This is a genomic window from Mesorhizobium sophorae (genome assembly GCF_002270415.1).
GTDB lineage: Bacteria > Pseudomonadota > Alphaproteobacteria > Rhizobiales > Rhizobiaceae > Mesorhizobium > Mesorhizobium sophorae.
Window position 1 is genome coordinate 133,105 of record NZ_NNRI01000007.1, and the last position, 25,865, is coordinate 158,969.

The 25,865-nt window shown below is 63.2% G+C and carries 19 protein-coding genes; 11 read left to right on the forward strand and 8 right to left on the reverse strand.

The window, feature by feature from the left end:
- The first annotated feature begins 579 nt into the window (after window positions 1-579).
- Window positions 580-1,017: a hypothetical protein gene (locus CGZ66_RS05120; RefSeq protein WP_095082202.1), complete on the forward strand. Its 438-nt coding sequence runs from the start codon at window positions 580-582 to the stop codon at window positions 1,015-1,017.
- Between the two features lie 594 nt (window positions 1,018-1,611).
- Window positions 1,612-1,866, forward strand: coding sequence for a hypothetical protein (locus CGZ66_RS41520; protein ID WP_206073701.1), 255 nt, complete (start codon window positions 1,612-1,614; stop codon window positions 1,864-1,866).
- 24 nt (window positions 1,867-1,890) lie between these two features.
- Here the strand turns inward: CGZ66_RS41520 and ggt are convergent, their stop codons facing one another.
- The 3 genes from ggt to CGZ66_RS05140 form a co-directional block, all read right to left on the reverse strand.
- Window positions 1,891-3,630 carry a gamma-glutamyltransferase gene (gene ggt / locus CGZ66_RS05130; RefSeq protein ID WP_095082206.1) on the reverse strand — a complete coding sequence of 580 codons (1,740 nt, stop codon included), beginning with the start codon at window positions 3,628-3,630 and terminating at the stop codon, window positions 1,891-1,893.
- A gap of 92 nt (window positions 3,631-3,722) precedes the next feature.
- A complete protein-coding gene (gene rhaI, locus CGZ66_RS05135; protein WP_095082208.1) occupies window positions 3,723-5,015 on the reverse strand; it encodes an L-rhamnose catabolism isomerase in 1,293 nt (430 codons plus the stop codon).
- A gap of 114 nt (window positions 5,016-5,129) precedes the next feature.
- Window positions 5,130-7,232: a bifunctional rhamnulose-1-phosphate aldolase/short-chain dehydrogenase gene (locus CGZ66_RS05140; RefSeq protein ID WP_095082210.1), complete on the reverse strand. Its 2,103-nt coding sequence runs from the start codon at window positions 7,230-7,232 to the stop codon at window positions 5,130-5,132.
- 185 nt (window positions 7,233-7,417) lie between these two features.
- Here CGZ66_RS05140 and CGZ66_RS05145 point away from each other — a divergent pair, with 185 nt between their 5' ends.
- The 7 genes from CGZ66_RS05145 to CGZ66_RS05175 all read left to right on the forward strand — a co-directional run bounded on the left by CGZ66_RS05145 (window position 7,418) and on the right by CGZ66_RS05175 (window position 14,608).
- Window positions 7,418-8,227: a DeoR/GlpR family DNA-binding transcription regulator gene (locus tag CGZ66_RS05145; protein ID WP_095082212.1), complete on the forward strand. Its 810-nt coding sequence runs from the start codon at window positions 7,418-7,420 to the stop codon at window positions 8,225-8,227.
- Window positions 8,228-8,282: 55 nt separating this feature from the next.
- Window positions 8,283-9,278, forward strand: coding sequence for a rhamnose ABC transporter substrate-binding protein (gene rhaS / locus CGZ66_RS05150; RefSeq protein ID WP_095082213.1), 996 nt, complete (start codon window positions 8,283-8,285; stop codon window positions 9,276-9,278).
- A 114-nt stretch (window positions 9,279-9,392) separates the two neighbouring features.
- Entirely contained in the window at window positions 9,393-10,949 is a 1,557-nt protein-coding gene (locus tag CGZ66_RS05155) for a sugar ABC transporter ATP-binding protein (RefSeq protein ID WP_245331026.1), read from the forward strand.
- Window positions 10,946-11,926 carry an ABC transporter permease gene (locus CGZ66_RS05160; protein WP_095082215.1) on the forward strand — a complete coding sequence of 327 codons (981 nt, stop codon included), beginning with the start codon at window positions 10,946-10,948 and terminating at the stop codon, window positions 11,924-11,926. The genes CGZ66_RS05155 and CGZ66_RS05160 overlap by 4 nt, the downstream gene beginning before the upstream one ends.
- On the forward strand, window positions 11,923-12,918 hold the full coding sequence (locus CGZ66_RS05165) for an ABC transporter permease (protein ID WP_095082217.1): 996 nt from the start codon (window positions 11,923-11,925) through the stop codon (window positions 12,916-12,918). The genes CGZ66_RS05160 and CGZ66_RS05165 overlap by 4 nt, the downstream gene beginning before the upstream one ends.
- Entirely contained in the window at window positions 12,918-13,235 is a 318-nt protein-coding gene (rhaM, locus tag CGZ66_RS05170) for an L-rhamnose mutarotase (RefSeq protein WP_095084255.1), read from the forward strand. Before CGZ66_RS05165 ends, rhaM begins: the two co-directional genes overlap by 1 nt.
- Window positions 13,232-14,608, forward strand: a complete 1,377-nt coding sequence (locus CGZ66_RS05175; RefSeq protein ID WP_095082219.1) for an FGGY-family carbohydrate kinase — start codon at window positions 13,232-13,234, stop codon at window positions 14,606-14,608. The genes rhaM and CGZ66_RS05175 overlap by 4 nt, the downstream gene beginning before the upstream one ends.
- Here CGZ66_RS05175 and CGZ66_RS05180 read toward each other — a convergent pair whose 3' ends face one another.
- The 3 genes from CGZ66_RS05180 to galE all read right to left on the reverse strand — a co-directional run bounded on the left by CGZ66_RS05180 (window position 14,609) and on the right by galE (window position 18,780).
- A complete protein-coding gene (locus CGZ66_RS05180; protein ID WP_095082221.1) occupies window positions 14,609-16,435 on the reverse strand; it encodes an alanine racemase in 1,827 nt (608 codons plus the stop codon).
- 2 nt (window positions 16,436-16,437) lie between these two features.
- Window positions 16,438-17,688: a D-amino acid dehydrogenase gene (locus CGZ66_RS05185; protein WP_095082223.1), complete on the reverse strand. Its 1,251-nt coding sequence runs from the start codon at window positions 17,686-17,688 to the stop codon at window positions 16,438-16,440.
- Window positions 17,689-17,784: 96 nt separating this feature from the next.
- Complete coding sequence (gene galE, locus CGZ66_RS05190; RefSeq protein WP_095082225.1) at window positions 17,785-18,780, reverse strand: UDP-glucose 4-epimerase GalE; 996 nt, start codon at window positions 18,778-18,780, stop codon at window positions 17,785-17,787.
- Between the two features lie 266 nt (window positions 18,781-19,046).
- On the opposite strand from galE, the gene hemA reads away from it, so the two are divergent.
- Window positions 19,047-20,324 carry a 5-aminolevulinate synthase gene (gene hemA / locus CGZ66_RS05195; RefSeq protein WP_095084256.1) on the forward strand — a complete coding sequence of 426 codons (1,278 nt, stop codon included), beginning with the start codon at window positions 19,047-19,049 and terminating at the stop codon, window positions 20,322-20,324.
- A 30-nt stretch (window positions 20,325-20,354) separates the two neighbouring features.
- Here hemA and CGZ66_RS05200 read toward each other — a convergent pair whose 3' ends face one another.
- Together CGZ66_RS05200 and mscL are read right to left on the reverse strand one after the other, a co-directional pair.
- The gene (locus CGZ66_RS05200; RefSeq protein ID WP_095082227.1) at window positions 20,355-21,521 is read right to left on the reverse strand and encodes a pyridoxal phosphate-dependent aminotransferase; all 1,167 of its coding nucleotides are present in this window, start codon (window positions 21,519-21,521) and stop codon (window positions 20,355-20,357) included.
- 112 nt (window positions 21,522-21,633) lie between these two features.
- Complete coding sequence (mscL, locus tag CGZ66_RS05205; RefSeq protein ID WP_095084257.1) at window positions 21,634-22,056, reverse strand: large conductance mechanosensitive channel protein MscL; 423 nt, start codon at window positions 22,054-22,056, stop codon at window positions 21,634-21,636.
- Window positions 22,057-22,337: 281 nt separating this feature from the next.
- On the opposite strand from mscL, the gene CGZ66_RS05210 reads away from it, so the two are divergent.
- The gene (locus tag CGZ66_RS05210) at window positions 22,338-25,847 is read left to right on the forward strand and encodes a PAS domain-containing hybrid sensor histidine kinase/response regulator (RefSeq protein ID WP_095084258.1); all 3,510 of its coding nucleotides are present in this window, start codon (window positions 22,338-22,340) and stop codon (window positions 25,845-25,847) included.
- The last annotated feature ends 18 nt before the right edge of the window (window positions 25,848-25,865 follow it).

Sequence of the window (25,865 nt, forward strand, 5' to 3'; positions counted from 1 at the left end):
TCCCACCTCCCAATATCCGTTAAATTCAAGTACGCCGCAGCGTTGCTTGGCATTCAAGCTTCCGCTGGACTAAAGGGGCGCGTTATGCACCAAGTCAAAGTCGTTTGCCCTAATTGCCGGATGCAGGGCGCTGGACCCCTGAGGATGAACTGCACAAAATGCGGCGGAACCGGCTTTGTCTACGAGTCGAGAATGGATCCCGGTCCAGCTAGGGGCTTCCTCCGGCTGGTTGTTATCGGCGCCGCTATCATGCTGACCTATTGGTACGTTACCGGCATCACCTACCATGGGTATTAAACCGCCAAGCCGCCTTCCGCCTGTGCGCTATCGCCCTTGACGGTCGGGGTGCGTTTCCCCTCATGCGCGCGATCCCAGACTGACGCGCGAAAAATCCGCCTGACTTGGGCGGGTTCGCGGCCCATCTCTACACTTTAACGGAGACGCGGAAGCCTGCCCGTGACGTCATAGCACGTCGTCGAGTGAAACAACTTTGCGCTCGGCGGCCTACCAGCGGATTTGATTTGCTTGGTGATCCCCCAACCTTAGGGCAAACTGCGTGTCGGGGCTCCAGGAGGAGAAATGAGAGCACGCGCTGCAACGCTCGGGGATCTCGAGGATGTCTTTCGCGGCCTGTCGAAGCGGATGTCGGATGAATACGTCGCTGCCGGCAAGGACAGCAAGATCGCTTACGACAATTTGATGATGAACTTGAAGGAAGGCCGTGCGCATGCGCTTGTCGAGGGCGACAAGACCGTGGCGATCATCGCCTGGCATGAGAACAGCGACGCTGCCAATACGCTGTTCGCCGCACAAGAGGATTTCTTCCGTGCCGCGACCATTCGCTTCTGCAAACGGCATATCAGGCACATCCAGGCACTCGCCGGCAACCTGCCCATCCACTCGCGCAGCTGGCTGCAGGGGTCGGATGTCGCAAGATGGTTTCACCTAATCGGCTATGTCGAGCGCGGCCAGGAGAACGGCGCCACTGTCTTCGAGCTGCCGCCGGCTCGCGGATAGAAATCGCGGTGTCGGGACAGAAGTTTGGCCGCATGCCTTGGCGATCAATGGATACGTTCACATTTCGTCATCCTGGGTCGGAGCAACGAGCAAAGCGACGCGGCGCAGGCCATCAGCGGCTTGAAACGCGCCGCATGAAACTGTGGCGATGCGAAGTCCCGAGCGATCAGACTGTCGGCGAGCGACGGCAAGGCGATTCGGCCACGCTACGCACAGTGCGACGTCACGTCCCACCGAAAATCGCCGCACGGATGACCAATCCATGTTCAGTATCATTTTTCCTCCACTAATTCGTTCCATGACAGGATGGTCCACGGCAGCCTTCGGGCAGGTGTGCCCAGGATTATCCGAGATCAAAGACGGCCAAGGGCACGAATCAAAAAAGTCGGCGGCACGCTGCGGCGGAAAGGTGTAGAAGACCGTGGCGAACGCATCGAGGGCAGTGCGATCGGGTTGCGCTCGGCAAGGCTTGATGATTTGTTGCCGCTATACGGAGAACGAGTAATGCGTGAGCCTGCCGGTCAAGACGAATATGGGTCTACCAATCCCTTCGACCCGGACGATCTGCCGACGTTGAATGCGATAGGTCCAAGCATGGGAAGCGGCAACGACTTCGAGAAATATGCGGTTGCCGTGATCATCGTGTTCGGCGCGCTGATCATTGGTGGGTTGATGGCCGCGTCGATGACCTTCGGGCACCGCAATGGGTTCCTCTTTGCACTTGGCGGCGCCACATCGGCCTGGATATCGGGAAACGCGCTGCTGCTCGACCGGCCGCGCATCTACGCGCTGTTTGTCGGCATCGCCGCCTTGTTGCTGATAGCGTCGACCGTCACGCTGATTTCGTGACGGTCCGGCTTGTGAAATAAGACATCAATATCCGAGCGCTTCGCCCGATGCGGCACGGCTGTCGATAGCGCCATTGTAGCGCGCGCCGCCGCCCTTCTCGATCTCCGCCAGGCTCTTGCCACCGACCAGGATGCCCGCAGCCTGGCCCCAGGTCTTATCACCCAGATCGAGGTGGTAGCCCATGCCGGCCAGCAGTTTTTCGGTATCCGGCGACAGGCCGAACGGCTCGATGTAAACCGTGTCGGGGAGCCATTGGTGGTGGATGCGCGGCGCGTCGATTGCCTCCTGGATGTTCATGCCATGGTCGACGACGTTGACGATGGCTTCCAGCGTGATGGTGATGATGCGCGAACCGCCCGGGCTGCCGATGACCATGAACGGCTTGCCGTCCTTGGCCACGACGGTCGGGCTCATCGACGACAGCGGCGTCTTCTTCGGCTGGATGGCGTTGGCCTCGCCCTGGACCAGACCATAGAGGTTGGGCACGCCGGGTTTCTGGGTGAAATCGTCCATCTCGTTGTTGAGCAGGATACCGGTGCCGTCGGCGACGACGCCGGCGCCGAACGAGCCATTCAGCGTATAGGTAACGGCGACCGCATTGCCGTCATTGTCGATGATCGAATAATGCGTCGTCTCCTTGCTCTCGCCAAAGCCCTTCGGCATCAGGTCCTGCGACACGCCGGCCCGGAACGGATCGATCTTGTCGCGAATGTCCTTGGCATAGGCCTTGTCCAACAGTTTCGAGACCGGGTTGTCGACGAAATCGGGATCGCCGAGTGCTGAATTGCGGTCGACATAGGCATAGCGCATCGCCTCGACCATGACATGGACCGTCTCGGCGGAACCGGCGCCAAGGTAAGACAACGGATAACCTTCCAGCACGTTGAGGATTTCGCAGATGATGACGCCGCCGGAGCTTGGCGGTGGCGACGATGTGATCTCATAGCCGCGATAGGTACAGGTCACCGGCTTCAGTTCGCGAACCGCATATTGCTCGAAGTCCGGCTTGGCCAGGATGCCGCCCTTGGCGCCGCTTGCCTTGACGATGGCGTCGGCAATGGCACCTTTGTAGAAGGCATCAGCGCCTTTCTCGGAAATGGCGGCCAGCGAGGCGGCAAGGTCCGGCTGGATCAGGCGCTCGCCGATGCCATAGGGCTTGCCATCGGGTTTCAGGAAGATGGCGGCAGCCGCCGGGTCTTTCGCCAGCCTGTCGGCGCTGCCGGCAAAGGAGGCGGCGTCGCCCTGATTGAGGACGAATCCGTCCTTGGCATAGCTGACCGCCGGCGCCATCAGATCCTGTCTGGACAAGGTACCGTATTTTTCGCGTGCCATCTCGAAGCCGGCGACGGAACCAGGCACGCCGACCGCGAGGTAGCCATCGAGGCTGGCGCCCTTCACCGGATTGCCGTCCTTGTCGAGATACATGGTCTTGGTCGCCGCCAGCGGCGCCCGCTCGCGAAAGTCGAGGAAGGTCGATTTGCCGTCCTTGAAGCGGATGGTCATGAAGCCGCCGCCGCCGATATTGCCGGCATTGGGGTAGACGACGGCGAGCGCATAGCCGACGGCGACTGCCGCATCGACCGCATTGCCGCCCTTCTTCAGGATCTCGACACCGATTTCCGACGCCAGATGCTGGGCTGTCACCACCATGCCGTGCTCGCCCTTGGCCGGCGCGGGTGACGCGGCGAAGGCGTTCGTCAAGGGCGCCAGGACGAAGGTGATGGAAAGACTGGCGGCGATCAGTGTTCGACGGTTGAGAGGCATGGCGGTTCTCCGGGCGGGGGGACGCCTAGAAGAACCCGTTGGGATCGCCGAGTCCACCCGTCAATGATGGACCAGACGGATCAATTGAGATGTCAGACAATGCCACCCGAGCCGCCGGCGACAGCCGGGCGTTCCGCGGCCACCTTGGCGCGGTAGCCTGCCGCCCGGTAGGCGGCGACCGGATCGATGGCGCCACCGGTCTTCAACCGCGCCATGGCGAGGATAGGCTCGACATCGGTGCGGTAGGCGGCTTTCAGCGTCTGCGTCGCCATCAGCGCGTCATTGCCGTCCTGATAGACTTCCAGCGCCCTGCGGTCGACCAGCAGCGCCTGCGCATAGGCGCGCTGGACCTCGACCGCCGACAGCATCAGGCTTTCGATCGGATCGGTGACGTTGTGGCTCTGGTCGAGCATATGGGCCGGGTCAAAACCCTCGGCGCTTGAAAGCTCGGCATCGACCAGTTCGTTGAAGACGAGGAACAGCCGGTAGGGATCGATCGAACCGGCATCGAGGTCGTCGTCGCCATATTTCGAATCGTTGAAATGGAAGCCGCCGAGCTTCTTGAACTGGATCAGCCGCGACACGATCATCTCGATGTTGACGTTGGGCGCGTGGTGACCAAGGTCGACGAGGCAGAACGCCTTGTCGCCCAATTCCTTGGCGATCATGTAGTTGGTGCCCCAATCCTGCACGACGGTGGAGTAGAAAGCCGGTTCGTACATCTTGTGCTCGGTGAACAGCTTCCAGCCGTCCGGCAGTCCGGCATAGACCTCTTTCATGGCGTCGAGATAGCGCTCGAAGGCTTTGGCGAAATTGACCTGGCCGGGGAAGTTCGAACCGTCGCCGATCCACACCGTCAGCGCCCTGGAGCCAAGCGTCTTGCCGATCTCGATGCATTCGAGATTGTGCTCGACCGCTTGCCGGCGCGTGCCGGCATCGGCGTGCGACAGCGAGCCGAATTTGTAGGAAAGCGCCTGGTCCTTCGCATCGGAGAAGGTGTTGGAATTCATGGCGTCGAAGCCGAGGCCGAAGCGCGAGGCCGCCTGCTTCAGCCGGTTCGGGTCGGCCTTGTCCCACGGAATGTGCAGGGACACCGTCGGCGTCGCCTGCGTCAATTGCCTGATGACGGCGCAGTCCTCGATCTTGTCGAAAATGTCACGCGGTTCGCCGGCACCAGGGAAACGAGCAAAGCGGGTGCCGCCGGTGCCGACGCCCCAGGACGGGATCGCCACGGCGAATTTCTCGACCTTGTCGCGGATGGCGTCGATGGCGATGCCGCGACGGTCGAGGCGTTCGCCGAGCGAGGCGTAGTCACGCTCGAGATCGGCCTTGCGCGCGGTGTTGTCCTTGTCGACGAGGTTGGCGGAGATGATGGATTCGGACACTGTTGTTTCCTCCCAAATGCGTTCGGTAGGCGCTGCCCCTCATCCGCCTGCCGGCACCTTCTCCCCGTATAGAGACGGGGAGAAGGGAAGCGCTCCGGCACCGACTTCAAACGATTATCGCGTAAAGCTTTGGGCGTTGCCGGCGTCGACATTGATGATGTTGCCGGTCGACTTGGCCGACATGTCGGAGGCGAAGAAATAGATGGCTTCGGCGATGTCCTCGGGAAACACCGAGCGCTTCAGCATCGAGCGCGAGCGGTAATGCTCCTCCAGGTCGTCGGTCGACATCTTGTAGGCGGCGGCGCGCTGTTCCTTCCACTCGCCGGTCCAGATTTTCGAGCCGCGCAGCACGGCGTCCGGGTTGACGACATTGACCCTGATCTGCGCTTCCGCGCCTTCAAGAGCCAGGCAGCGCGCCAGGTGGATCTCGGCAGCCTTGGCCGTGCAGTAGGCTGCGGCATTGGGCGAGGCGGCAAGGCCGTTCTTGGAGGCGACGAACACGACGTTGCCGCCGATCTTCTGCATCCTGAACAGCCGGAATGCCTCCCGCGAGACCAGGAAATAACCGGTCGACAGGATGTCCATGTTTTTGTTCCACAGCGCCAGTGTCGTCTCCTCGATCGGCGCCGAGGACGCCAGGCCGGCATTCGACACCAGAATGTCGATGCCGCCGAATTCGACCGCGGTCTCGGCGAAGCCCGCGATCACTTGATCCTCCGAGGTGACATTGATCAGCACCGGCCGGACGAAATCCTTGCCGTAGGCCTTGGCCAGTTCGTCATTGGCGCTGGCGAGCGCTGTCTCGTCGATGTCGGCCAGCACGACGCAGGCGCCTTCGCGCAGCAGCCGGTTGGCGGTCGCACGGCCGATGCCGCCGGCGCCACCGGTGACCAGCGCGATGTGGCCAGCGAGCGCCTTGGGCTTCGGCATGCGCTGCAGCTTCAGGTCCTCGAGCAGCCAGTATTCTATATCGAAGGCTTCCTGTGCCGGCAGGCCGACATAGGACGAGACCGTCGAGGCGCCGCGCATGACATTTATGGCGTTGACGTAGAATTCGCCCGAAATGCGAGCCGTCGCCTTGTCGCCGGCGAAGGTGAACATGCCGACACCAGGCATCAGGTAGACCACCGCATTGGGATCGCGGATGGCGGGCGAATCGGGATGCTTGCAGCTGTCGTAGTAGGCCTGGTAGCCGACGCGATAGGCGGCGATGTCGTCGGCAAGGCGCGCGATCACGGCATCGACATCGGGCTTTGCGGGGTCGAATTCGATCACCAGCGGCCGGATCTTGGTGCGCAGGAAATGGTCCGGGCATGAGGTGCCGAGCGCTGCCAGCGGGCGCAAATCCCTGGAGTTGACGAATTCGAGTACGGCGGCCTGGTCGTCGAAATGGCCAAGCTTGTGGCTCTTTTCCGAAATCAGGCCGCGGATTTTTGGCATCAGCTTGGCCGCGATGGCTCGGCGTTCGGCGGCGTCGAGCGACTTGACCGCTTCACCCCCGAAGATGGCGAGGCCTTCGGAGCGGCGCTCGAACCATTCGATCGCCTGATTGATCACCGAGATCGTCGTCTCGTAGCATTCCCGAGGGGTGTCGCCCCAGGTGAACAGGCCGTGGCTTTCCAGGATGACGCCCTTGGCGGCGGGGTGTTCGAGGCAGAACTTCTCCAGCCATAGGCCGAGTTCGAAGCCCGGCCGCTTCCACGGCAGCCAGCCGATGGCGTCGCCGAAGATCTCCCTGGTCAGGGCCTTGGAATCCTTCGCGGCGGCGATGGCAATGATCGCGTCGGGATGCATGTGATCGACATAGGGTTTCGGCACGAAGGCATGCAGCGGCGTGTCGATCGAGGCCGCGCGTGGGTTCAGATTGAACGTGCAGTGCGGTAGGAAGCCGACCATCTCGTCTTCATGCGCGAGGCCGCGGTAAAGCCCCTTCAACGCGCGCAGCTTGTCCATGTAGAGCGTGGCGAAACCATCTGTTTTAATCGAGGCGCTGTCGCCGCCCGAACCCTTGACCCAGAGCACTTCGACGTCCTCGCCGGTGAGCGGATCTTTCTGCCATATCTTCGAGGAAGTGTTGCCGCCGCCATAATTGGTGACGCGTTTATCGGAACCGAGCGTGTTCGAGCGATAGACCAGCCGCTCCGGCTCGCTCATCGATTGGGCCTTTGCCTCGTCCCACAGATTGGCGAGGCGCGCGCCGGTGCGCTTGTCGAGCATGGATGATCCTCCCGAAGGCACGCAAACGGTGCGGCCCATTTGGTCCGAATTTCCACGGAAGCGTCCGACTTGTCAATCACAAACGATCAACATCGATCATATTGCACTGCACAATGAAATTATATGATTGGAAATGATTGACACTGCGCGCTTTGGGTGCCTAGATGTTTGGGCAGGGAGGAACCATGCACGAAAAAGAGCGCCACAGGATCATTCTGTCCGCCGTCCAGGAAAAGCCTGTGGTGACGGTGCAGGAAATGGTCGACCTGACGGAGTCCTCCGAGGCGACGATCCGGCGCGACATCGCTGCACTCCACGTGCAGAAGCGCCTGCGCCGTGTGCGCGGCGGCGCCGAGGCGATCTCGCCGCCGCAGTTCATCGGCCTTGCCGGCCGGCCCTTTTCCGTCAACGAAACCCTCAACGCCGCGCAGAAACGGGCGATCGCCCGCGAAGCGGTCGAGCTCTGCAAGGACGGCGAACCGATCATCATCAATGGCGGCACCACCACCTTCCAGATGGTGCATTTCCTGACCGGCCGCCGCATGCCGATCTTCACCAATTCCTTCCCGATCGCCGAGCATCTGCTCAAGCATTCCAAGAACACGGTCATGCTCTCGGGCGGCACCATCTACCGCGAACAGAACATCATCCTGTCGCCCTTCGACAATGACGTGACCCGCAATTTCTACGCACGCCGCATGTTCATGGGCGCGCAGGGGCTGGGGCCGCTCGGGCTGATGGAAGGCGACCCGCTGTTGATCCAGGCGGAGCAGAAGCTGATCGACCAGGCCGACGAACTGGTGGTGTTGGTCGATTCCTCGAAATTCCGCAAACGCTCCAGCCTGATCCTGTGCGGCCTGTCGCGCATCGCCACCGTCATCACCGATGACGGCATCGAGGATCGTGAAGCAAATATGCTCGAGACCGCCGGGGTGGCGCTGATCGTCGCCCGCAAGTCGGCAACCAACAAGGAAGAATCTTCACTGCAGGCCTGACACAAACTCACGCCCGCAGCGGCGATGGAATGCAACGCTCAAGGGAGGATATTCGATGAGCTTTTTGAAGAAATTGATGGTAACGGCGGCGTTCTCGGCCGCCATGTTCGTGAATGCAGCCTACGCTGAAAACGTCAAGATCGCGCTGGTGGTGAAGTCGCTCGGCAACGGCTTCTTCGATGCCGCCAACAAGGGCGCCGAAGAGGCGGCCAGAGAACTCGGCGGCGTCGACATCATCTACACCGGCCCGACCAAGGCGACCGCCGAGGCCCAGATCGAAGTGGTCAATTCGCTGATCGCCCAGAAGGTCAACGCCATCGCCATTTCGGCCAATGACGCCGACGCGCTGGTGCCGGTCCTGAAGAAGGCCATGGAGCGCGGCATCACCGTCATCTCCTGGGATTCGGGCGTCGCCAAGGAAGGCCGCCAGCTTCACCTCAACCCGTCCGACACCGGACTGATCGGCGAGACCATCATCAAGCTTGCCGCCGACTATCTGCCGGAAGGCGGCGACGTCGCCATCCTGTCGGCGTCGTCCACCGCGACCAACCAGAACGCCTGGATCGACGCGGCCAAGAAAATCCTGCCGGAGAAGTTCCCCAAGATCAAACTCGTGGCCACCGTCTATGGTGATGACGATTCGGCCAAGAGCACGGACGAAGCCAAGGGCCTCCTGAAGTCCTACCCGAACCTCAAGGCGATCATCGCACCGACCACCGTCGGCGTTGTTGCCGCCGCCCAGGTGGTCACCGACGAGAACCTGATCGGCAAGGTCAATGTCACCGGTCTCGCGCTGCCGTCCGAGTTCAAGAAGTTCATCGACAACGGCGCCTCGCAGGCGGTTGCGCTGTGGAACCCGATCGACCTCGGCTATTCGGCCGTCTACCTCGCCCATGATCTGGCGGTGAAAAAGGAAGAGGCCAAGCCTGGCGCCACGCTCTCGATCGGCCGCGTCGGCAAGGTCACGCTCGACGACACCAACTCGGCTGCGATGGCTCCGCCCTTCCAGTTCGACAAGAGCAACATCGAGAAGTTCTCCAAGATCTATTGATCTTGGACGCTTGCACCCTCCCCCTTGTGGGGAGGGTCGGCGAGCCGGCCTTGCGCAGCAAAATCGGCGAGACGGGGTGGGGGTGGCGACATCTCCACACACCAGGACCTTGATATGCTAGACAACACCCACCCCGCTCAAATTGTTCGCGACCTTCCCCACAAGGGGGTGGGTCACGCAACCCCTCGCCTGACGCTGTCCGGCGTCTCCAAGAGCTTTCCCGGCGTGCGCGCATTGCACGATGTCAGCCTGTCGCTATATCCGGGCCAGGTGACGGCGCTGATCGGCGAAAACGGCGCCGGCAAGTCGACGCTGGTCAAGATCATGACCGGTATCTATCAGCCCGATACGGGAACCGTCAGCATTGACGGCCAGGCCGTAACTCTGCCCAGCGCGCACGCCGCCTTCGGCTATGGCGTCACCGCCATCCATCAGGAAACCGTGCTGTTCGACGACCTGACAGTGGCTGAAAACATCTTTCTCGGCCACGCGCCGCGCACGCGCTTGGGCACTATCGACTGGCGCACGATGCGCAAAAATGCGCGCGAAGTGCTCGATGCAATGCACGCCGGCCATATCGACGCCGACACAAGGCTGAAGGACCTCGGCATCGCCAACAAGCATCTTGTCGCCGTCGCCCGCGCGATGTCGATCGACGCCCAGATCGTCATCATGGACGAGCCGACGGCCGCGCTTTCGATGAAGGAGATCGAGGAGCTTTTCCTCCTCATCGAGTTCCTCAAGAGCGAAGGCAAGGCGATCCTGTTCATCAGCCACAAGTTCGACGAGATCTACCGCATCGCCGACCGCTACACGGTGTTTCGCGATGGCGAGATGGTCGGCGAAGGGTTGATCAAGGATGCGGGGCAGAGCCAGATCGTGCGCATGATGGTCGGTCGCTCCGTCGACCACATCTTTCCGCAGCGCAAGGCCGAGATTGGCGCGCCGGTGCTTTCCGTTTCCGGCTTGTCGCACCCGACCGAATTCAACGACATCGGCTTCGAATTGCACAGGGGCGAGATCCTCGGCTTCTATGGCCTTGTCGGCGCCGGGCGCAGCGAGGTGATGCAGGCGATCTCCGGCATCACCCGCACCACAGGCGGCACGATCACCCTGGAAGGCAAGACGATCGCGCCGAAATCGGCGGCGGATTCGATCGATGCCGGCATCGTCTACGTGCCGGAGGAGCGCGGCAAGCAAGGCGTGGTGATCGGCCTGCCGATCTTCCAGAACGTCTCGTTGCCCTCGCTCAAGCGCACCTCCAAATCCGGCCTGCTGCGGCTGTCGGAGGAGTTCGCGCTCGCCCGCTCCTACACCGAGCGGCTCGACCTGCGCGCCTCCTCGCTCAGCCAGGATGTCGGCACTTTGTCGGGCGGCAACCAGCAGAAGATCGTCATCGCCAAATGGCTGGCGACAGCGCCCAAGGTGATCATCCTCGACGAGCCGACCAAGGGCATCGACATCGGCTCCAAGGCCGCCGTGCATGGCTTCATGGCCGAGCTGGTGGCGCAAGGCCTGTCAGTGATCATGGTGTCGTCCGAATTGCCCGAAATCCTCGGCATGTCCGACCGCGTCGTCGTCATGCGCGAGGGCCTCGTCGCGGCCGTCTACGACAACAAGGAACTGGACGCCGAAACGCTGGTCCGGACGGCAGCGGGGATCGCGACATGAAAGCCTTTCTCAAATACCGCGAAATCTGGCTGCTTGCGGCGACCGTTGTGCTTATCGGACTGATCTCGACGCGCTTCCCGGCCTTCGCCGACCCCGGCAATCTGCGCCAGGTGTTCAACGACACCTCCATCCTGATGATCCTGGCGCTTGGCCAGATGGTGGTGATCCTGACCCGGTCGATCGACCTGTCGATGGCGTCCAACCTCTGCTTCACCGGCATGGTGGTGGCGATGCTGAATGCCGCGCACCCGGCAATCCCGATCCCGCTGCTGATCGTCATTGCACTGGTCGTCGGTCTGGTGCTCGGCGCCATCAACGGCCTGCTGGTCTGGCGGCTGAACATACCCTCGATCGTGGTGACATTGGGCACGCTGACCATCTATCGCGGCGCCACTTTCGTCCTGTCCGGCGGCGCCTGGGTCAATGCCGACAAGATGAGCCCCGACTTCATCGGCTTTCAACGCGCGGCCTTCCTCGGAATTCCCGTGCTGTCGTGGATCGCCATCCTGGTGATCGCGCTGTTCTTCGTCCTAATGACGCGCACAGCACTCGGCCGCTCGATCTACGCCATCGGCGTCAACCCGACGGCATCGGTCTATGCCGGCATCGATGTTGGCCGGACGAAATTCATCGTCTTCTGCATCTCCGGCATGATCGGCGGCCTTTCCGGCTACCTCTGGATATCACGCTACGTGATCGCCTCGGTCGAAGTCGCCAATGGCTATGAGCTCAACATCATAGCCGCCTGCGTCATCGGCGGCATTTCGATCGCCGGCGGCATCGGCTCGGTCGGCGGCGCGGTGCTCGGCGCGTTGTTTCTCGGCATCATCTCCAACGCGCTGCCGGTCATCAACATCTCGCCCTTCTGGCAGATGGCGATTTCGGGCAGTGCCATCATCCTTGCCGTCGTGCTCAACGCGCGCAGCGAACGCCAGCAGGGCCGCATCATCCTCAGAAAAGTGGAGGCGGTGACATGACCGAAATCCCTGCCCCGCGCCACATTCCCGACCGGCTCGACAAGCCGCTGAGTTCGGCGATCTTCTCCTGGGAAGCGCTGCTGGTCGTGGTGGCCGTCGCCATCTTCGCCATCAACAGCTTCTCCTCGCCTTATTTCCTCGATCCTTATTCGCTGTCGGATCTCACCTTCAACTTCACCGAGAAGGGTCTGATCGCCTTCGCCATGGCGCTGCTGATCATTTCCGGCGAGATTGATCTCTCGGTCGCCGCCATCATCGCGCTGGCGTCGACCATGATGGGCATGGCGGTACAGGCCGGCGCCGGCACGCCAGTGCTGGTGCTGATCGGCATCGTCGTCGGGCTCGGCTGCGGCGCCTTCAACGGCCTGCTGGTCACAAGGCTGGGATTGCCGTCGATCGTCGTCACCATCGGCACGATGAGCCTGTTTCGCGGTATCGCCTTCATCATCCTCGGCGACCAGGCCTACAAGGGTTACCCTGAAAGCTTTACCTTCTTCGGTCAGGGCTATGTGTGGTGGGTGGTGTCGTTCGAGCTGGTGCTCTTCCTCATCGCGGCTATCGTCTACTGGCTCGTGCTGCACCGGACGAGCTTCGGCCGCCGCGTCTTTGCCATCGGCAACAATCCGGTCGCGGCCCAGTTTTCCGGCGTGCGCGTCAGCCGCATCAAGTTCATCCTGTTTTGCCTGACCGGGCTGATGTCTGGCATCGCCTCGGTGCTGATCACCTCGCGGCTCGGCTCGACGCGGCCGTCGATCGCTCAGGGCTATGAGCTCGAAGTCATCACCATGGTGGTGCTTGGCGGGGTCAGCATCCTGGGCGGCGCCGGCAGCATTTTGGGCGTCGTGCTTGCCGCCTTCATCATGGGACTGGTGACCTTCGGGCTTGGCCTGCTCAACGTGCCCGGCATCGTCATGTCGATCTTCATCGGCCTGCTGTTGATTATCGTCATCGCGCTGCCGATCGTCTGGCGGCGGCTGCACGGAGGACGATGATGGCTGAGAAATACGCGTTCAAGATGAAGCTCAAGCCGGGCATGAAGGCCGAATACAAGAAGCGTCACGACGATATCTGGCCGTCGCTGGTCGCTCTCCTGAAGCAGGCGGGCGTTTCCGATTACTCGATCCACGTCGACGAAGAGACCAACATCCTGTTTGGCGTGCTGTGGCGGCGAGACGGCCATGGCATGGGCGATCTGCCGAGGCATCCGGTGATGCAGCGCTGGTGGGCTCACATGGCCGACATCATGGAGACCAAGCCGGACAACGAGCCGGTGGCCGTGCCGCTGGAAACCGTGTTCCACATGGCATGAGCGCGATGCGCCACATCGCCGTCATCGACATCGGCAAGACCAATGCCAAGGTGGCGCTGGTCGATCTCGCGACGTTGAGTGAGGTCGCGCTGCGCCGCATGGCCAATGCGCCGGTGCGGCAGGGGCCCTATCCTCATCACGATGTCGAGGCGTTGTGGACGTTCATCCTCGACAGCCTCGCCGACATCAACCGCGAACAGCGCATCGACGCCATTTCGATCACTACGCATGGCGCGACGGGCACGCTGGTCGACGCCGTGGGCGAACTGGTGCTGCCGGTGCTCGACTATGAATTCGACGGCCCTGACAGGCTGGCAGCGGACTATGATGCGATCCGCCCATCCTTCGCCGAGACCGGCACGCCGCGGCTGCCGCTCGGCCTCAATCTCGGCGCGCAATTCTTCTGGCAGCAGAAAAGCTTCCCGGCGGCGTTCGCCAAGGCCGCCGTGATGCTGACGTATCCGCAGTACTGGGCCTTGCGCCTGACTGGCGTCGCCGCCAACGAGGTGACCTCGCTCGGCTGCCACACCGATCTTTGGAACCCGTGGACAGCCGACTTTTCATCGCTGGTCGACCGCCTAGGTTGGCGCGAGCTGATTGCGCCGGTGCGGCCAGCCAAAGACCGCCTCGGCCCGATCCTGCCTGCGCTCGCCGCGCGGACCGGGCTCGCTCCGCGGACGCCGGTGTTCTGCGGCCTGCACGATTCCAACGCCTCGCTGCTGCCGCATCTCCTGTGCGACGCGCCCCCCTTCTCCGTGGTCTCGACCGGCACCTGGGTGGTGTCGATGGCGGTCGGCGGCAAACAGATCGTGCTGGACGCGGCCCGCGATACGCTGGTCAATGTCAGCGCATTGGGCGATCCCGTCCCTTCGGCGCGCTTCATGGGCGGCCGCGAGTTTTCCCTGCTGACGGAAGGCCAGCCGGACAACTGGACCGAAGCTGACGTCGGCGCCGCGCTGGCGCAAAAGACGTTGCTGCTGCCCTCGACCCAGCAAGGGTCGGGGCCGTTCCCGCACCATGCCGCGACATGGCTCAACACCGAAGGCATGAGCAATGGGCAGCGCTTTGCCGCCATCTCGTTCTATCTGGCGCTGATGACGGCGGCCTGCCTCGACCTGATTGGCGCCGACGGACCGACCACGGTCGAGGGGCCCTTTGCCCGCAACGGGCTCTTCGTCGGCATGCTGGCGGCCAGCACGGCGCGCGCCGTTGTCGCGTCAGAGGCCGCCACCGGCACCAGCATCGGCGCCGCGTTGCTGGCAACGGACCGGGTAACGGCCCACGGTAAAGGCGAGAGAATGGGGCCGCCGACCGATCCGGCCTGGGCTGATTATGTCAGTGCATGGCGGGCAGCGGTCGAAGCGCAATGCTGATCACAATATCCGCTTGCCGAAGGCCGACATCACGAGGTTGACCGTATCGGTGCCGATCCGCGGCTCCAGATCCACGGTCAGGCCCGAAACATCCATCGACAACAGCCCGCCGGAGAGCGCGATCGCCTCCATCGCCTGATGGGTTTCCCGTAAGGTGAGGCCACCGGAACCTGCCGCCCAGCCAGCGAATTCGGTGACATCAGGCGAATAGCTGACATGAAAACCCTGCGTGCCCGAGGTGGCGATGCGGATCGCTTCGTGCATCAGGTCGCGCATGCCCATGGCGTCGATGTCGGTCATGGTGAAGGCCGAGACGCGCGAATCCTTGAGCACCCGCGCTTCCGCCGGATCGGCGTGGCGCAGGCCGATGATGACGACATTTTCCGGCGACAGCTGCGGCTGCAGCGCGCCCGCCTTGTGGTCGAGGCCGAGCGCGCGGGCCAGCACCGAGCGTTCCGGCAGATCGACGCCGTCCTCGTCCTCGGGCATCAGGGCGGCGATGGAATCGATCCAGATCAGGCCGAAGGAGTGCGTCGCGCGCGCCGTTGCGGTCAGCGCCTTGTGCGCGATGCGACGGTCGGCACCGGCGGCCAGCCGTATCAGCCCCGATGGCGGCCGCTCGATATCGGCCAGTTCGACGACATCGAAATTCATCGCTTCGAGCCGCGCGCCGGTTCCTTCCCGAGCCAGGATACCGGCGGCGCCCTGTTCCGCCAGTATCGACACCATCTTGCGGCCGGAAAAGTCCTCGACATCGTGCATCGGGGCCTTTTCGACATATTCCGAGGTCATCGCCAGCAGCATGGCGCCATAGCTCATGCGGAAGGCGACGCGGTCGCCGACGGCCGGCGGCGGGTCGGCGTCGGCCACATCCAGCAGCAGATGGTCGCTGGAGGCGCCGAGTACCCGTACCCCCTTGGCGATCGGCGTCAGTCCCTCGACCAGCACGTCCTCGCGGCCGATATTGGCGATGGCGCGCAGCCTGTCGCCCTCGTCGGGGAAGACCGGCTGGTTGCCGAAGGCGTCGTAGCCGGATTGCCCGATCGGCCGTGACGGCTTGAGCTTGACCTCGATGAGGTCGCTGGTCAGGCGGCAGGCGTCGGGTTCGAGTTCAGCCCACGGCACATCGCGGAAGGTTTCGACGCCGCCTTGCAGGATCGCCTCGCCGACGCGCAGGTTGTTGATGCCGGCGGGCAGTTTGCCTTCGAGCAGCAGCGGCAGCGATGACGAGGCGCCGCCGGAAATCCAGTCGAGGCTTTTGCCGGACAGGCGCTCGGTCTTGTAGGCGTGGGCGACGAGCTGGCCGAGATTTTCCTGCGTCGGCATGATGGCGCCGAAACAGCCGAGATTGGTGCCGATGCCGGCGATGCGCACGCCCTTGAACTGCAATATCTGCTCGACCGTTGGGATCAGATCGCTTGGCCAGATGCCTTCGCGGAGATCGCCGAGGTCGATCATCAGCATTATGTCGTGGACGCGGCCCATGCGCTCGGCGATGCGTGAAATCTCGCGGATGATCGTCAGTTCCGACTGCAGGCTGATGTCGACTGTGCGCACCACCTCCTCGACACGCGCCATCGGTGGACTGCGCAGCAGCATGATCGGCGCGTTGATGCCGCTGTCACGCAGCCGGCGGATGTTCTCGAAGCGCGATTCGGCGATGCCGGCGACACCACCGCGCAGCATGGCGCGCGCCACTTGCGGCATGCCGCAGGTGCCCTTGGTGACGCCGAACACCTTGATGCCCGACAGCGCGCAGCGCTCGACGATCGTGCGCGCATTGCGCTCGATGCGGCCAAGGTCGATGGCGACTTGCGGTCCCGACATTCCTAGCCTCCGTAGACCAGTCCCTGCGGGTCGATCTCCGGCTTGCGGCCGGCGACCAGATCGGCAAGGAATTTCCCCGAGCCGCAAGCCATGGTCCAGCCGACATGGCCGTGGCCGGTGTCGAGATAGAGGTTCTTGTAGCGCGCCTGGCCTATGACCGGCACGGAGTTGGGCATCATCGGCCGCAGACCCGCCCAGAGTTCGGCCTTCTTCTCGTCGAAGGCGCCCGGGAAGAGATCCTTGCCCGTTCTGAACATGGCTGCGAAGTCGCTTGGCTTGTGGGTGCGGTCGAAGCCGGTGAATTCCGCGGTCGAAGCGAGCCGCAGCCGGTTGCCCAGCCTGGAATAGGCGATCAGCTGGTCCTCGTCGGCGCCGCCCATGGTCGGACCCTTGCTCTCGTCCTCCAGGGGAATTGTCGCCGTATAGCCCTTCACGGGATAGACAGGCAGGTCGATGCCGTAACGGCGGCCGAGCAGGCCGCTCTCCGGTCCCATCGAGATGACCACGGCATCGCCGGCAATCGGACCGGCAGAGGTCATCACCGCACGCACCCGGTCGCCCTCGATGCCGAGGCCTTCGACCGTCGTGCCGCAGAGAAATCTCACACCGAGCTTTTCGGCAGCATGAGCCGCCAGCTTTTCCACGAACTGCCGCGAATCGCCGGTCTGGTCGATCGGCGAATAGACGCCGCCGGCGATCTTTTCCTTCACGCCGGCAAGACCTGGTTCAAGCTCGATCAGCCGGTCGCGGCCGACGATCTCGATCGGCAGCCCATGCTCGGCCAGATAGCGGTAATTGTCGGTGCCGGTGTCGAGGCTGTGCTGCGAGCGAAAGAAATAGAGGATGCCCTTCTTGCGCTCGTCATAGCCGATCCCGGTATCGGCGGAGATGGCGTTGATGCAGTCGCGGGAATAGAGCGCGAGGCGCAGCTTGACCCGGCTGTTGGCGCGCAAGCGCTCTTTCGTGCACTGGCGCAGGAAGCGCAGGCTCCAGGCGAGGAAATAGGGATCGAAGCGCAGCCGCACCTTGATGCCGAGATCATGGTTATAGAGCGCTCGCAGGAATGTCTTCAGCGCCGCCGGCGATGCCCAGGCGGTGGCGTCGCCCGGCGATACCAGGCCGGCATTCGACTGGCTGGTGCCGCGCGCCGGTGCCGGATGGCGCTCGATCACGGTGACCTCGTGGCCGTCGCCGGCCAGATAGTAGGCGGCCGCCGTGCCGACGACGCCGGCTCCAAGCACCGTTATTTTCATGCCATCCCCCAAAGCTCTTCGCGGCGCAGCGCCCTGCCGCGAATGCCTTCAATAGCGCTTCGCTGGCCGCCTTGCGAGCCCTGGGGAGGACCCGGCTCAGCCCCGTGCGGAGTTCTTGCCAGTCAGGATGCGCTCCCAGGCGAGCGCGTCGGCAACGATCTGATCGAGATCGTCGCGTTGCGGGGTCCAGCCGAGTTCCGCGCGGGCGAGATCCGAATTGGCGACCACCGCCGCGGCGTCGCCGGGACGGCGAGCGCCCATCTTCACCTCGAAATCATGGCCGAAGGCGCGGCGCACGCTATCGATGACCTCGAGCACCGAATAGCCATGGCTGTAGCCGCAATTGGCGACGAGGCTTTGTCCCCCGTCGCGCAGCCGCTGCAGGGCAAGGCGATGCGCCGCCGCCAGATCGCTGACATGGATATAGTCGCGCATGCAGGTGCCGTCCGGCGTCGGATAATCGGTGCCGAACACCTGCATGAACGGGCGCTTGCCGAGTGCCGTTTCGCAGGCGACCTTGATCAGATGGGTGGCACCCGGCGTCGACTGGCCGGTGCGGCCCTTCGGGTCGGCGCCGGCGACGTTGAAGTAGCGCAGCGCGGTGTAACGGAGCCCATGCGCGATCGCCGCATCGCGCAGCATCCATTCGCTCATCAGCTTGGACAGGCCATAGGGTGACTCGGGAGCCAGGCGGGCATCTTCGCGCACCGGCTCCAGCCCGGCGCCGCCATAGACGGCCGCGGTCGAGGAGAAGATGAAATTGGACACGCCCTCGCGCACCGCGGTCTCGATCAGCGTGCGCGTCTTGCAGGTGTTGTTCTCGTAATAGCCGAGCGGATCGGCGACCGATTCCGGAACCACGATGGAGCCGGCAAAATGGATGATCGCGTCGACCTTGTTGTCCCTGATGATCGAGCCGACAAGTTCCCTGTCGGCGACATCGCCGACCACCAGCTTCGCCTCCGGCGCCACTGCCCATTCGAAGCCAGTGGAGAGGCGGTCGAGAACGACCACGCTCTCGCCGGCATCCAGCAACTCCCAGACCATATGACTGCCGATATAGCCGGCACCGCCTGTTACCAAAACCGTCATCCCAGTCCTCGCATCTCAAGATTTATCGGAAACTGTCTCAACCACCGCCTTACTGGAAAGCCTGCCGCATGGCCATTACAACCCTTGGTAACCGGCATCATCGGCATGTGGCATCATCCTGAAACAAAATTGATCCACATCAATGGAATAGGCCACGATCCGTGGTCGTTAGGAACAGGTCCGGGGCGTGGCATTTTGACCAAAGAGGCCCGGTGGACGACCAATGGGCCAATGATTATGATCCCGCGCAAAATTGGGAAGTCGACATGAACTATCAGCGGTTCTTCGAGGAAGCGATCGACCAGCTCCATGCCGAGCGTCGCTACCGCGTCTTCGCCGACCTCGAGCGCATTGCAGGCAAGTTTCCGCGCGCCATCTGGCGTTCCAATGGGCGCGCCGAGGAAATCACCGTCTGGTGCTCCAACGACTATCTCGGCATGGGCCAGCATCCCGATGTCATCGCCGCGTTCCAGAATGCGGCGGGCAAGATGGGCTCCGGCGCCGGCGGCACCCGCAACATTTCCGGCACCAGCAACCCGCTGGTCGAGCTGGAACTGGAGCTTGCCGACCTGCACGACAAGGAAGCAGCCCTCGTCTTCACCTCCGGCTTCGTCTCCAACGAAGCCTCGATCTCGACCATCGCGCGGCTTTTGCCCAATTGCCTGATCATTTCGGACGAGCTGAACCACGCTTCGATGATCGAAGGCGTACGGCGATCGGGTGCGGAAAAGAAGATCTTCCGTCACAATGACGTCGCGCATCTGGAAAGCCTGCTGCAGGCGGCGGGCCGCGAACGCGCCAAGCTGATCGTCTTTGAAAGCGTCTATTCGATGGATGGCGACATCGCGCCTATCAAGCAGATCGTCGAGCTTGCCGAACGCCACAACGCCATGACCTATATCGACGAGGTCCATGCCGTCGGCATGTACGGATCGCGCGGCGGCGGCATCACCGAGCGCGAAGGCCTGGCCGACCGCATCGACATCATCGAAGGCACGCTGGCCAAGGCGTTCGGCACGCTGGGCGGCTACATCACCGGCACCAGTGCCGTGATCGACGCCGTGCGCTCCTATGCGCCGGGCTTCATCTTCACCACGGCCCTGCCGCCGGCGATCGCCGCCGCCGCGACCACCTCGATCCGCCATCTCAAGCGCTCGCAGGCCGAGCGCGACGCGCAGCAGCGGCAGGCGACGCGAACCAAGCAGATCCTTTCGGCCGCCGGCCTGCCGGTGATGGAGTCGCCGACGCATATCGTGCCGTTGCTGGTCGGCGACCCGGAACTCTGCAAGATGGCCAGCGACCGCCTGCTTGGCGTGCACGGCATCTACATCCAGCCGATCAACTATCCGACCGTGCCGCGCGGCACGGAGCGGCTGCGTATCACGCCGACACCGTTTCATTCCGATGCGCTGATCGCCGAACTGCAGGACGCGCTGGTCGAGACCTGGGATGCGCTGGGCATACCCTATGGCTCTGCTGGTCGCCCCTCCGTCGCCAAGAGCGACCGGATCATTCCACTGCTGGTGCCCAAGTCAGGCGGTTGAAGCCCGTTTGAACCTCGGTCCGATCGCGGCTCAAATAGTCTTCATCCACTTCGCCAGCCGGTGCGCCGCTTCCTCGACCTGGTCGAGGCGGCGGTGGAAGCACAGTCTGAGGAAAGCTTCGCCGCCGGAGCCGAAGGCCGTGCCGGGCGCCAGGCCGACATTGGCCTTGTCGACGATGTCGAAGGCGGCGCTCCGTGAATCGGTGATGCCGTCGACCGTGAAGAACAGATAGAACGCCCCTTGCGGCACGGTGAACCGGGCGCGGCCGGTGGCACCGAGAATGCCGCAGACCAGGTCGCGCGCCTTCCTCGCCCGCTCGACCTGTTCGGTAATGAAACCATCACCCTCATCAAGGGCGGCGACCGCGCCGCGCTGCATGAACTGGGCGACGCCCGAGTTGGAATACTGGATCAGGTTCTCGAACACCTGCTGCAAGGCAGGATGGGTCTTGATCCAGCCAACGCGCCAGCCAGTCATCGCCCAGTTCTTGGAGAAGCTGTTGACGAACAGGATGCGATCCTCAGCCGTCGCGATGTCGAGGAAGGAGGGCGCACGGCCATGGCCGTAGTGGAACAGCGAATAGATCTCGTCGGCGATGATCCAGAGATTTTTGGCGCGGGCGAGATCGAGGATCGCCTGCAAGGTCTCGTGGTCGGCGGTCCAGCCGGTCGGGTTCGACGGCGTGTTGATGAACAGCGCCTTGGTGCGCGGCGTGATCGCCGCCGCGATCTTCTCGACGTCGCAGGACCAGCCATTGCCGGAATGATCCAGCGTGACCGGCACCGGTGCGGCTCCCGATATCGCCGCGGCAGCGTCGAAATTCGGCCAGGCCGGCGACAGATAGACAACCTCATCGCCGGCGCCGGCGAGCGCATCGAGCGCCAACTGGATGGCGTGCATGCCGGACCCGGTGACGATGAATTGCTCCTCGGGGAAGGTCTTGCCGAAATGCCTGGCATAGTAGCGGGCAAGCGCCTGCCTGAGATCGGGGATGCCCCTTTGCCAAGTGTAGAACGTCTCGCCCCCGGCCAGAGCCTTCGAAGCGGCATCGGTGATGAGGGCGGGCGTCGGCAGGTCGCCCTCACCGGCCCAGAGCGGGATCATGCCCTCGCGCAGGCGGCCGTAATTGACAACGGCGACAATGCCGCTTTCCGGCGCGGCACGGGCTTCCGCGCGCAAGCTGTCGATCAAGGTCATGGCGGGTCCGTTCCAATCTCGAGCGTCAATCAGCGCTCCATACCAGATGCGAAAACAGAAAACCCCGGCCGCAAACGACCGGGGTTTTGGTCCAGCGAAGCTGCCCGAGAGGTCAGCGCTTGGCGAGCAGATCGCGAATTTCGGTCAGCAGCGCAACGTCGGCGGGCGGCGGCGCGGCAGGTGCCGCAGGCTTCTCGGCCTCAAGCCGCTTGCGCATGTTGTTCACCGCCTTGACCATGAGGAAGATGATGAAGGCAAGGATGAGGAAATTCAGCACCGCGGTGATGAAGCTGCCATAGGCGAAAACAGCGCCTTGCTTTTTGGCGTCCGCCAGCGCGGTGGCGTTGACTGCCGAGGACAGTCCAAAGAAATAGTTGTTGAAGTCCAGTCCGCCGAAGATCGCGCCGACGATCGGCATGATGACGTCGTCGACCAGCGAAGTGACGATCTTGCCAAAGGCCGCGCCGATGATGACGCCGACCGCAAGGTCCATCACATTGCCCTTGGAAATGAATTCCTGGAATTCCTTCAGCATTCGACCCTCCTTGTCGTGACCGGCCGCTCTGCCGTTCCGTCCTTGCGGCATCGACCCGAGGGCAACATAACAAAAACCTGGGGTTGCAACATGGGCAAAAAGGAGAAAGCAACCGGTTTCTCCTTACCTGGCGGAAACCTTGGGCGGCGCCTTGGACGTCAGCTTGGTTGCTGTTTGAATGTCGCCACCATGCTTCCAAAGCCGCAATGGACTCGGACGCCAAGCTGTGATTGCGTTCGGACAAGCCGGATAGAAAGACGGCAAAGGAGGAAATTCCAAGCGTGCAGGGCTTGTTCATCGTCATCATCGCGATCGCCTATGTGACGCTGCTGTTCGCCATCGCCAGCCTGGGCGACCGCCGCTCGGCGATATCCGGGCCGAGCCGGGCGCGACCGTTCATCTATGCGCTCAGCCTTGCCATCTACTGCACGTCCTGGACCTTCTTCGGCTCGGTTGGCCTCTCCTCAGAGCGCGGTCTCGAATTCCTCGGCATCTATACCGGCCCGGTGCTGGTGTTTGTGTTCGGGTTTCCGCTGCTCAACCGCATCGTGCGGCTGGCCAAGACGGAGAAGATCACCTCGATCGCCGACTTCCTCGGCGCCCGCTATGGCAAGAGCTTCACGGTCTCGGCGATCGCGACGCTGATCGCGACCATCGGTGCGGTGCCCTATATCGCGCTGCAGTTGAAGGCGATCTCCGGTTCGGTCAGCCTGATGGTCGAGCATTACACCGGCTCGCCACCCTCTTTCGATCCGTTCGTCAGCGACATCTCGCTGGTCGTTGCCATGCTGCTGGCGCTGTTTGCGGTGCTGTTCGGCACCCGCCATGCCGATGCCACCGAACACCAGGACGGGCTGGTGCTGGCGGTGGCGGTCGAGACCGTGGTCAAGCTCGCCGCTTTCCTGGCGATCGGCCTGATGGTCACCTTCCTGATTTTCGGCGGCCCTGGCGACATGTTCGACAAGTTGGCGCAGAACGCACAGGTCCGGCAGGCGATGGGCTACAACACCTCCCTTGCCACCTGGCTGGTGCTGACTTGCCTGAGCGGTTTCGCCATCATCATGCTGCCGAGGCAATTCTACGTCACCATCGTCGAGAACCGCGGCGAGGCCGAGTTACGCACCGCTACATGGGTGTTTCCGCTCTATCTGGTGGCGATCAATTTGTTCGTGCTGCCGATCGCCTTTGCCGGCCTGTCGCTGGTCGGCACCGGGACCAGCAGCGATCTCTACGTGCTGTCGCTGCCCTTGTTCAGCGGCCATGATCTGCTGGCGATGGCAGCCTTCATCGGCGGCCTGTCGGCGGCAACGGCCATGGTGATCGTCGAAAGCGTGGCGTTGTCGATCATGATCTCCAACGACCTCGTCATTCCGCTGTTCGTGCGCCGCCTGCTCAAGACCTCGACCTCCGAGAACGAAGACTGGTCGACGCTGATCCTCAATGTGCGGCGCGGGGCGATCTTCATCCTGCTGTTCATCGCCTTCCTCTACTACCGCGAGAGCACCAACAGCGCGCGGCTGTCGTCGATCGGCCTGATGTCGTTTGCGGCCATTGCCCAGTTCGCGCCCGCGCTGATCGGCGGACTGATCTGGCGTGGCGCCAACGGCCGGGGTGCTGCACTCGGCATGGTCGCCGGCATCCTCGTCTGGGGTTACACGCTGCTGCTTCCATCGCTTGCCGCACCCGACACCGACATCATCGCGCACGGGCTGTTCGGCTTCGAGGCGCTGCGGCCGCAGGCGCTGTTCGGCACAGTCGCCGAACCTCTGAACCATGGCGTGTTGTGGAGCCTGTCGATCAATGCGGTGTTCTTCGTGCTCGGCTCCCTGTCGCGCGCGTCGGTGCCGTTGGAGCGCATCCAGGCGTCGATCTTCGTGCCGCGCGATGCCGGGCCGATGCCCAGCCTGCGCCGCTTCCGCACCGCCATCACCGTCAACGACCTCAAGGACACGATCTCGCGCTATCTCGGCGTCGAGCGCACCGAGCGCTCCTTCCAGTCGTTCGAAAAGACCAACGGCGCCTCGCTGCACGGCAAAGAGCAGGCGAGCATGGACGTCATCCGCTTTTCCGAGCAATTGCTGGCCAGCGCCGTCGGCTCTTCCTCGGCGCGGCTGATCCTGTCGCTGCTGTTTCGGCGCCACGACCGCGAATCCAGGGATGCCTTCCGGCTGCTCGACGACGCCACCGAGGCACTGCAGCACAATCGCGACCTCTTGCAGATCGCGCTCGACCAGATGGAGCAAGGCATCACCGTTTTCGACCGCGATTTCCGCCTGATCTGCTGGAACCGCCAGTACCGCGCGCTGTTCGACCTGCCCGACGAGATGGGCCAGGTCGGCGTCTCGCTCGACCGCATCCTGCGCCATCTTGCCGAGCGCGGCGACATTCCACCCGACCAGCGTGTGGCCATGCTCAACCGGCTGACCAGCTTCGTCAGCCCGTGGCAGATGGAGTTGAAGACCAGCGGCCGCATCCTGGAGCTGCGTTCCAACCCGATGCCGGATGGCGGCATCGTCGCCACCTATGCCGACATTTCCGGACGCGTCGAACAGGACCTAGCGCTGAAGCGCGCCAATGAATCGCTGGAGCAGCGCGTCAGGACCCGCACCATCGAGCTGACTAGGGTCAACGAGGAGTTGACCCGGGTCAACGAGGAGCTGGCGCAGGCACAGATGCTGGCCGAGGAAGCCAATCTCGGCAAGACACGCTTCCTTGCCGCCGCCGGCCACGACATCCTGCAGCCGCTGAACGCTGCCCGGCTCTATTGCTCGTCGCTGATCGAGAAGGCCGGCAAGGGCCCCGCCGGCAAGGCAGCGGTCAATATCGAATCCTCGCTGGAATCGGTCGAGACCATTCTCGGCGCCGTGCTCGACATCTCCCGCCTCGATGCCGGCGCGATGAAGCCGGACGACACCGCATTCAACCTCGACGGATTGCTGCGCCAGATCGGTAACGATTTTCGGCCACTGGCTGCCGAAAAGAAACTCGGCCTGACGATCATGCCGTCGTCGCTGACCGTGATGACGGACCGCAACCTGCTGCGCCGCCTGATCCAGAATCTCGTCTCCAATGCCATCAAGTACACGCGGAACGGCCGTGTGCTGGTTGGCGTTCGCCGGCGCGGCGACCTGGCCGAAATCCAGGTGATCGACACCGGCATCGGCATCGCCGGCGACGAGCTGAACACCGTCTTTCACGAATTCACCCGGCTGGACGAGGGCGCGCGCGAAGCCGAGGGCCTCGGTCTCGGCCTTTCCATCGTCGATCGTATCGCCCGGGTGTTGCGCCTGGAGATCCGGATCTTTTCCAATCCGGGCAAGGGTACGCGCTTCTCCGTCATCCTGCCGGTCGCCGCCGTGCAGGAACCGCGACGCGAGATCGAAACCAGGGCCCCTGCCCGCGCGACAGCTTCGCTTGCCGGCCTGCATGTGCTCTGCATCGACAACGATGCCCGCATCCTCGAAGGCATGCGGCTCCTGCTCGAGGGCTGGGGCTGCAACGTCGACACGATGTCAGGCTCGAGGGATCTGGCGGGTGCCACGATGCACCGCCCGGACATCGTCCTTGCCGACTACCATCTCGACGGTGAAACCGGCCTCGACATCATCGTCAGGCTGCGCGCGATCCATGGCGACGCCCTGCCGGCCGTGCTGGTCACTGCCGACCGCTCCAACGAGGTGCGCACGGCCGCGGGCGGGCTTGAGATTCCGGTGATCAACAAGCCGCTGAAACCGGCTGTGCTGCGTTCGATGATGGCCAGGGTCAGGCCGCTGGCATCGGCCGCCGAATGACGATCCCGACGAGACCCG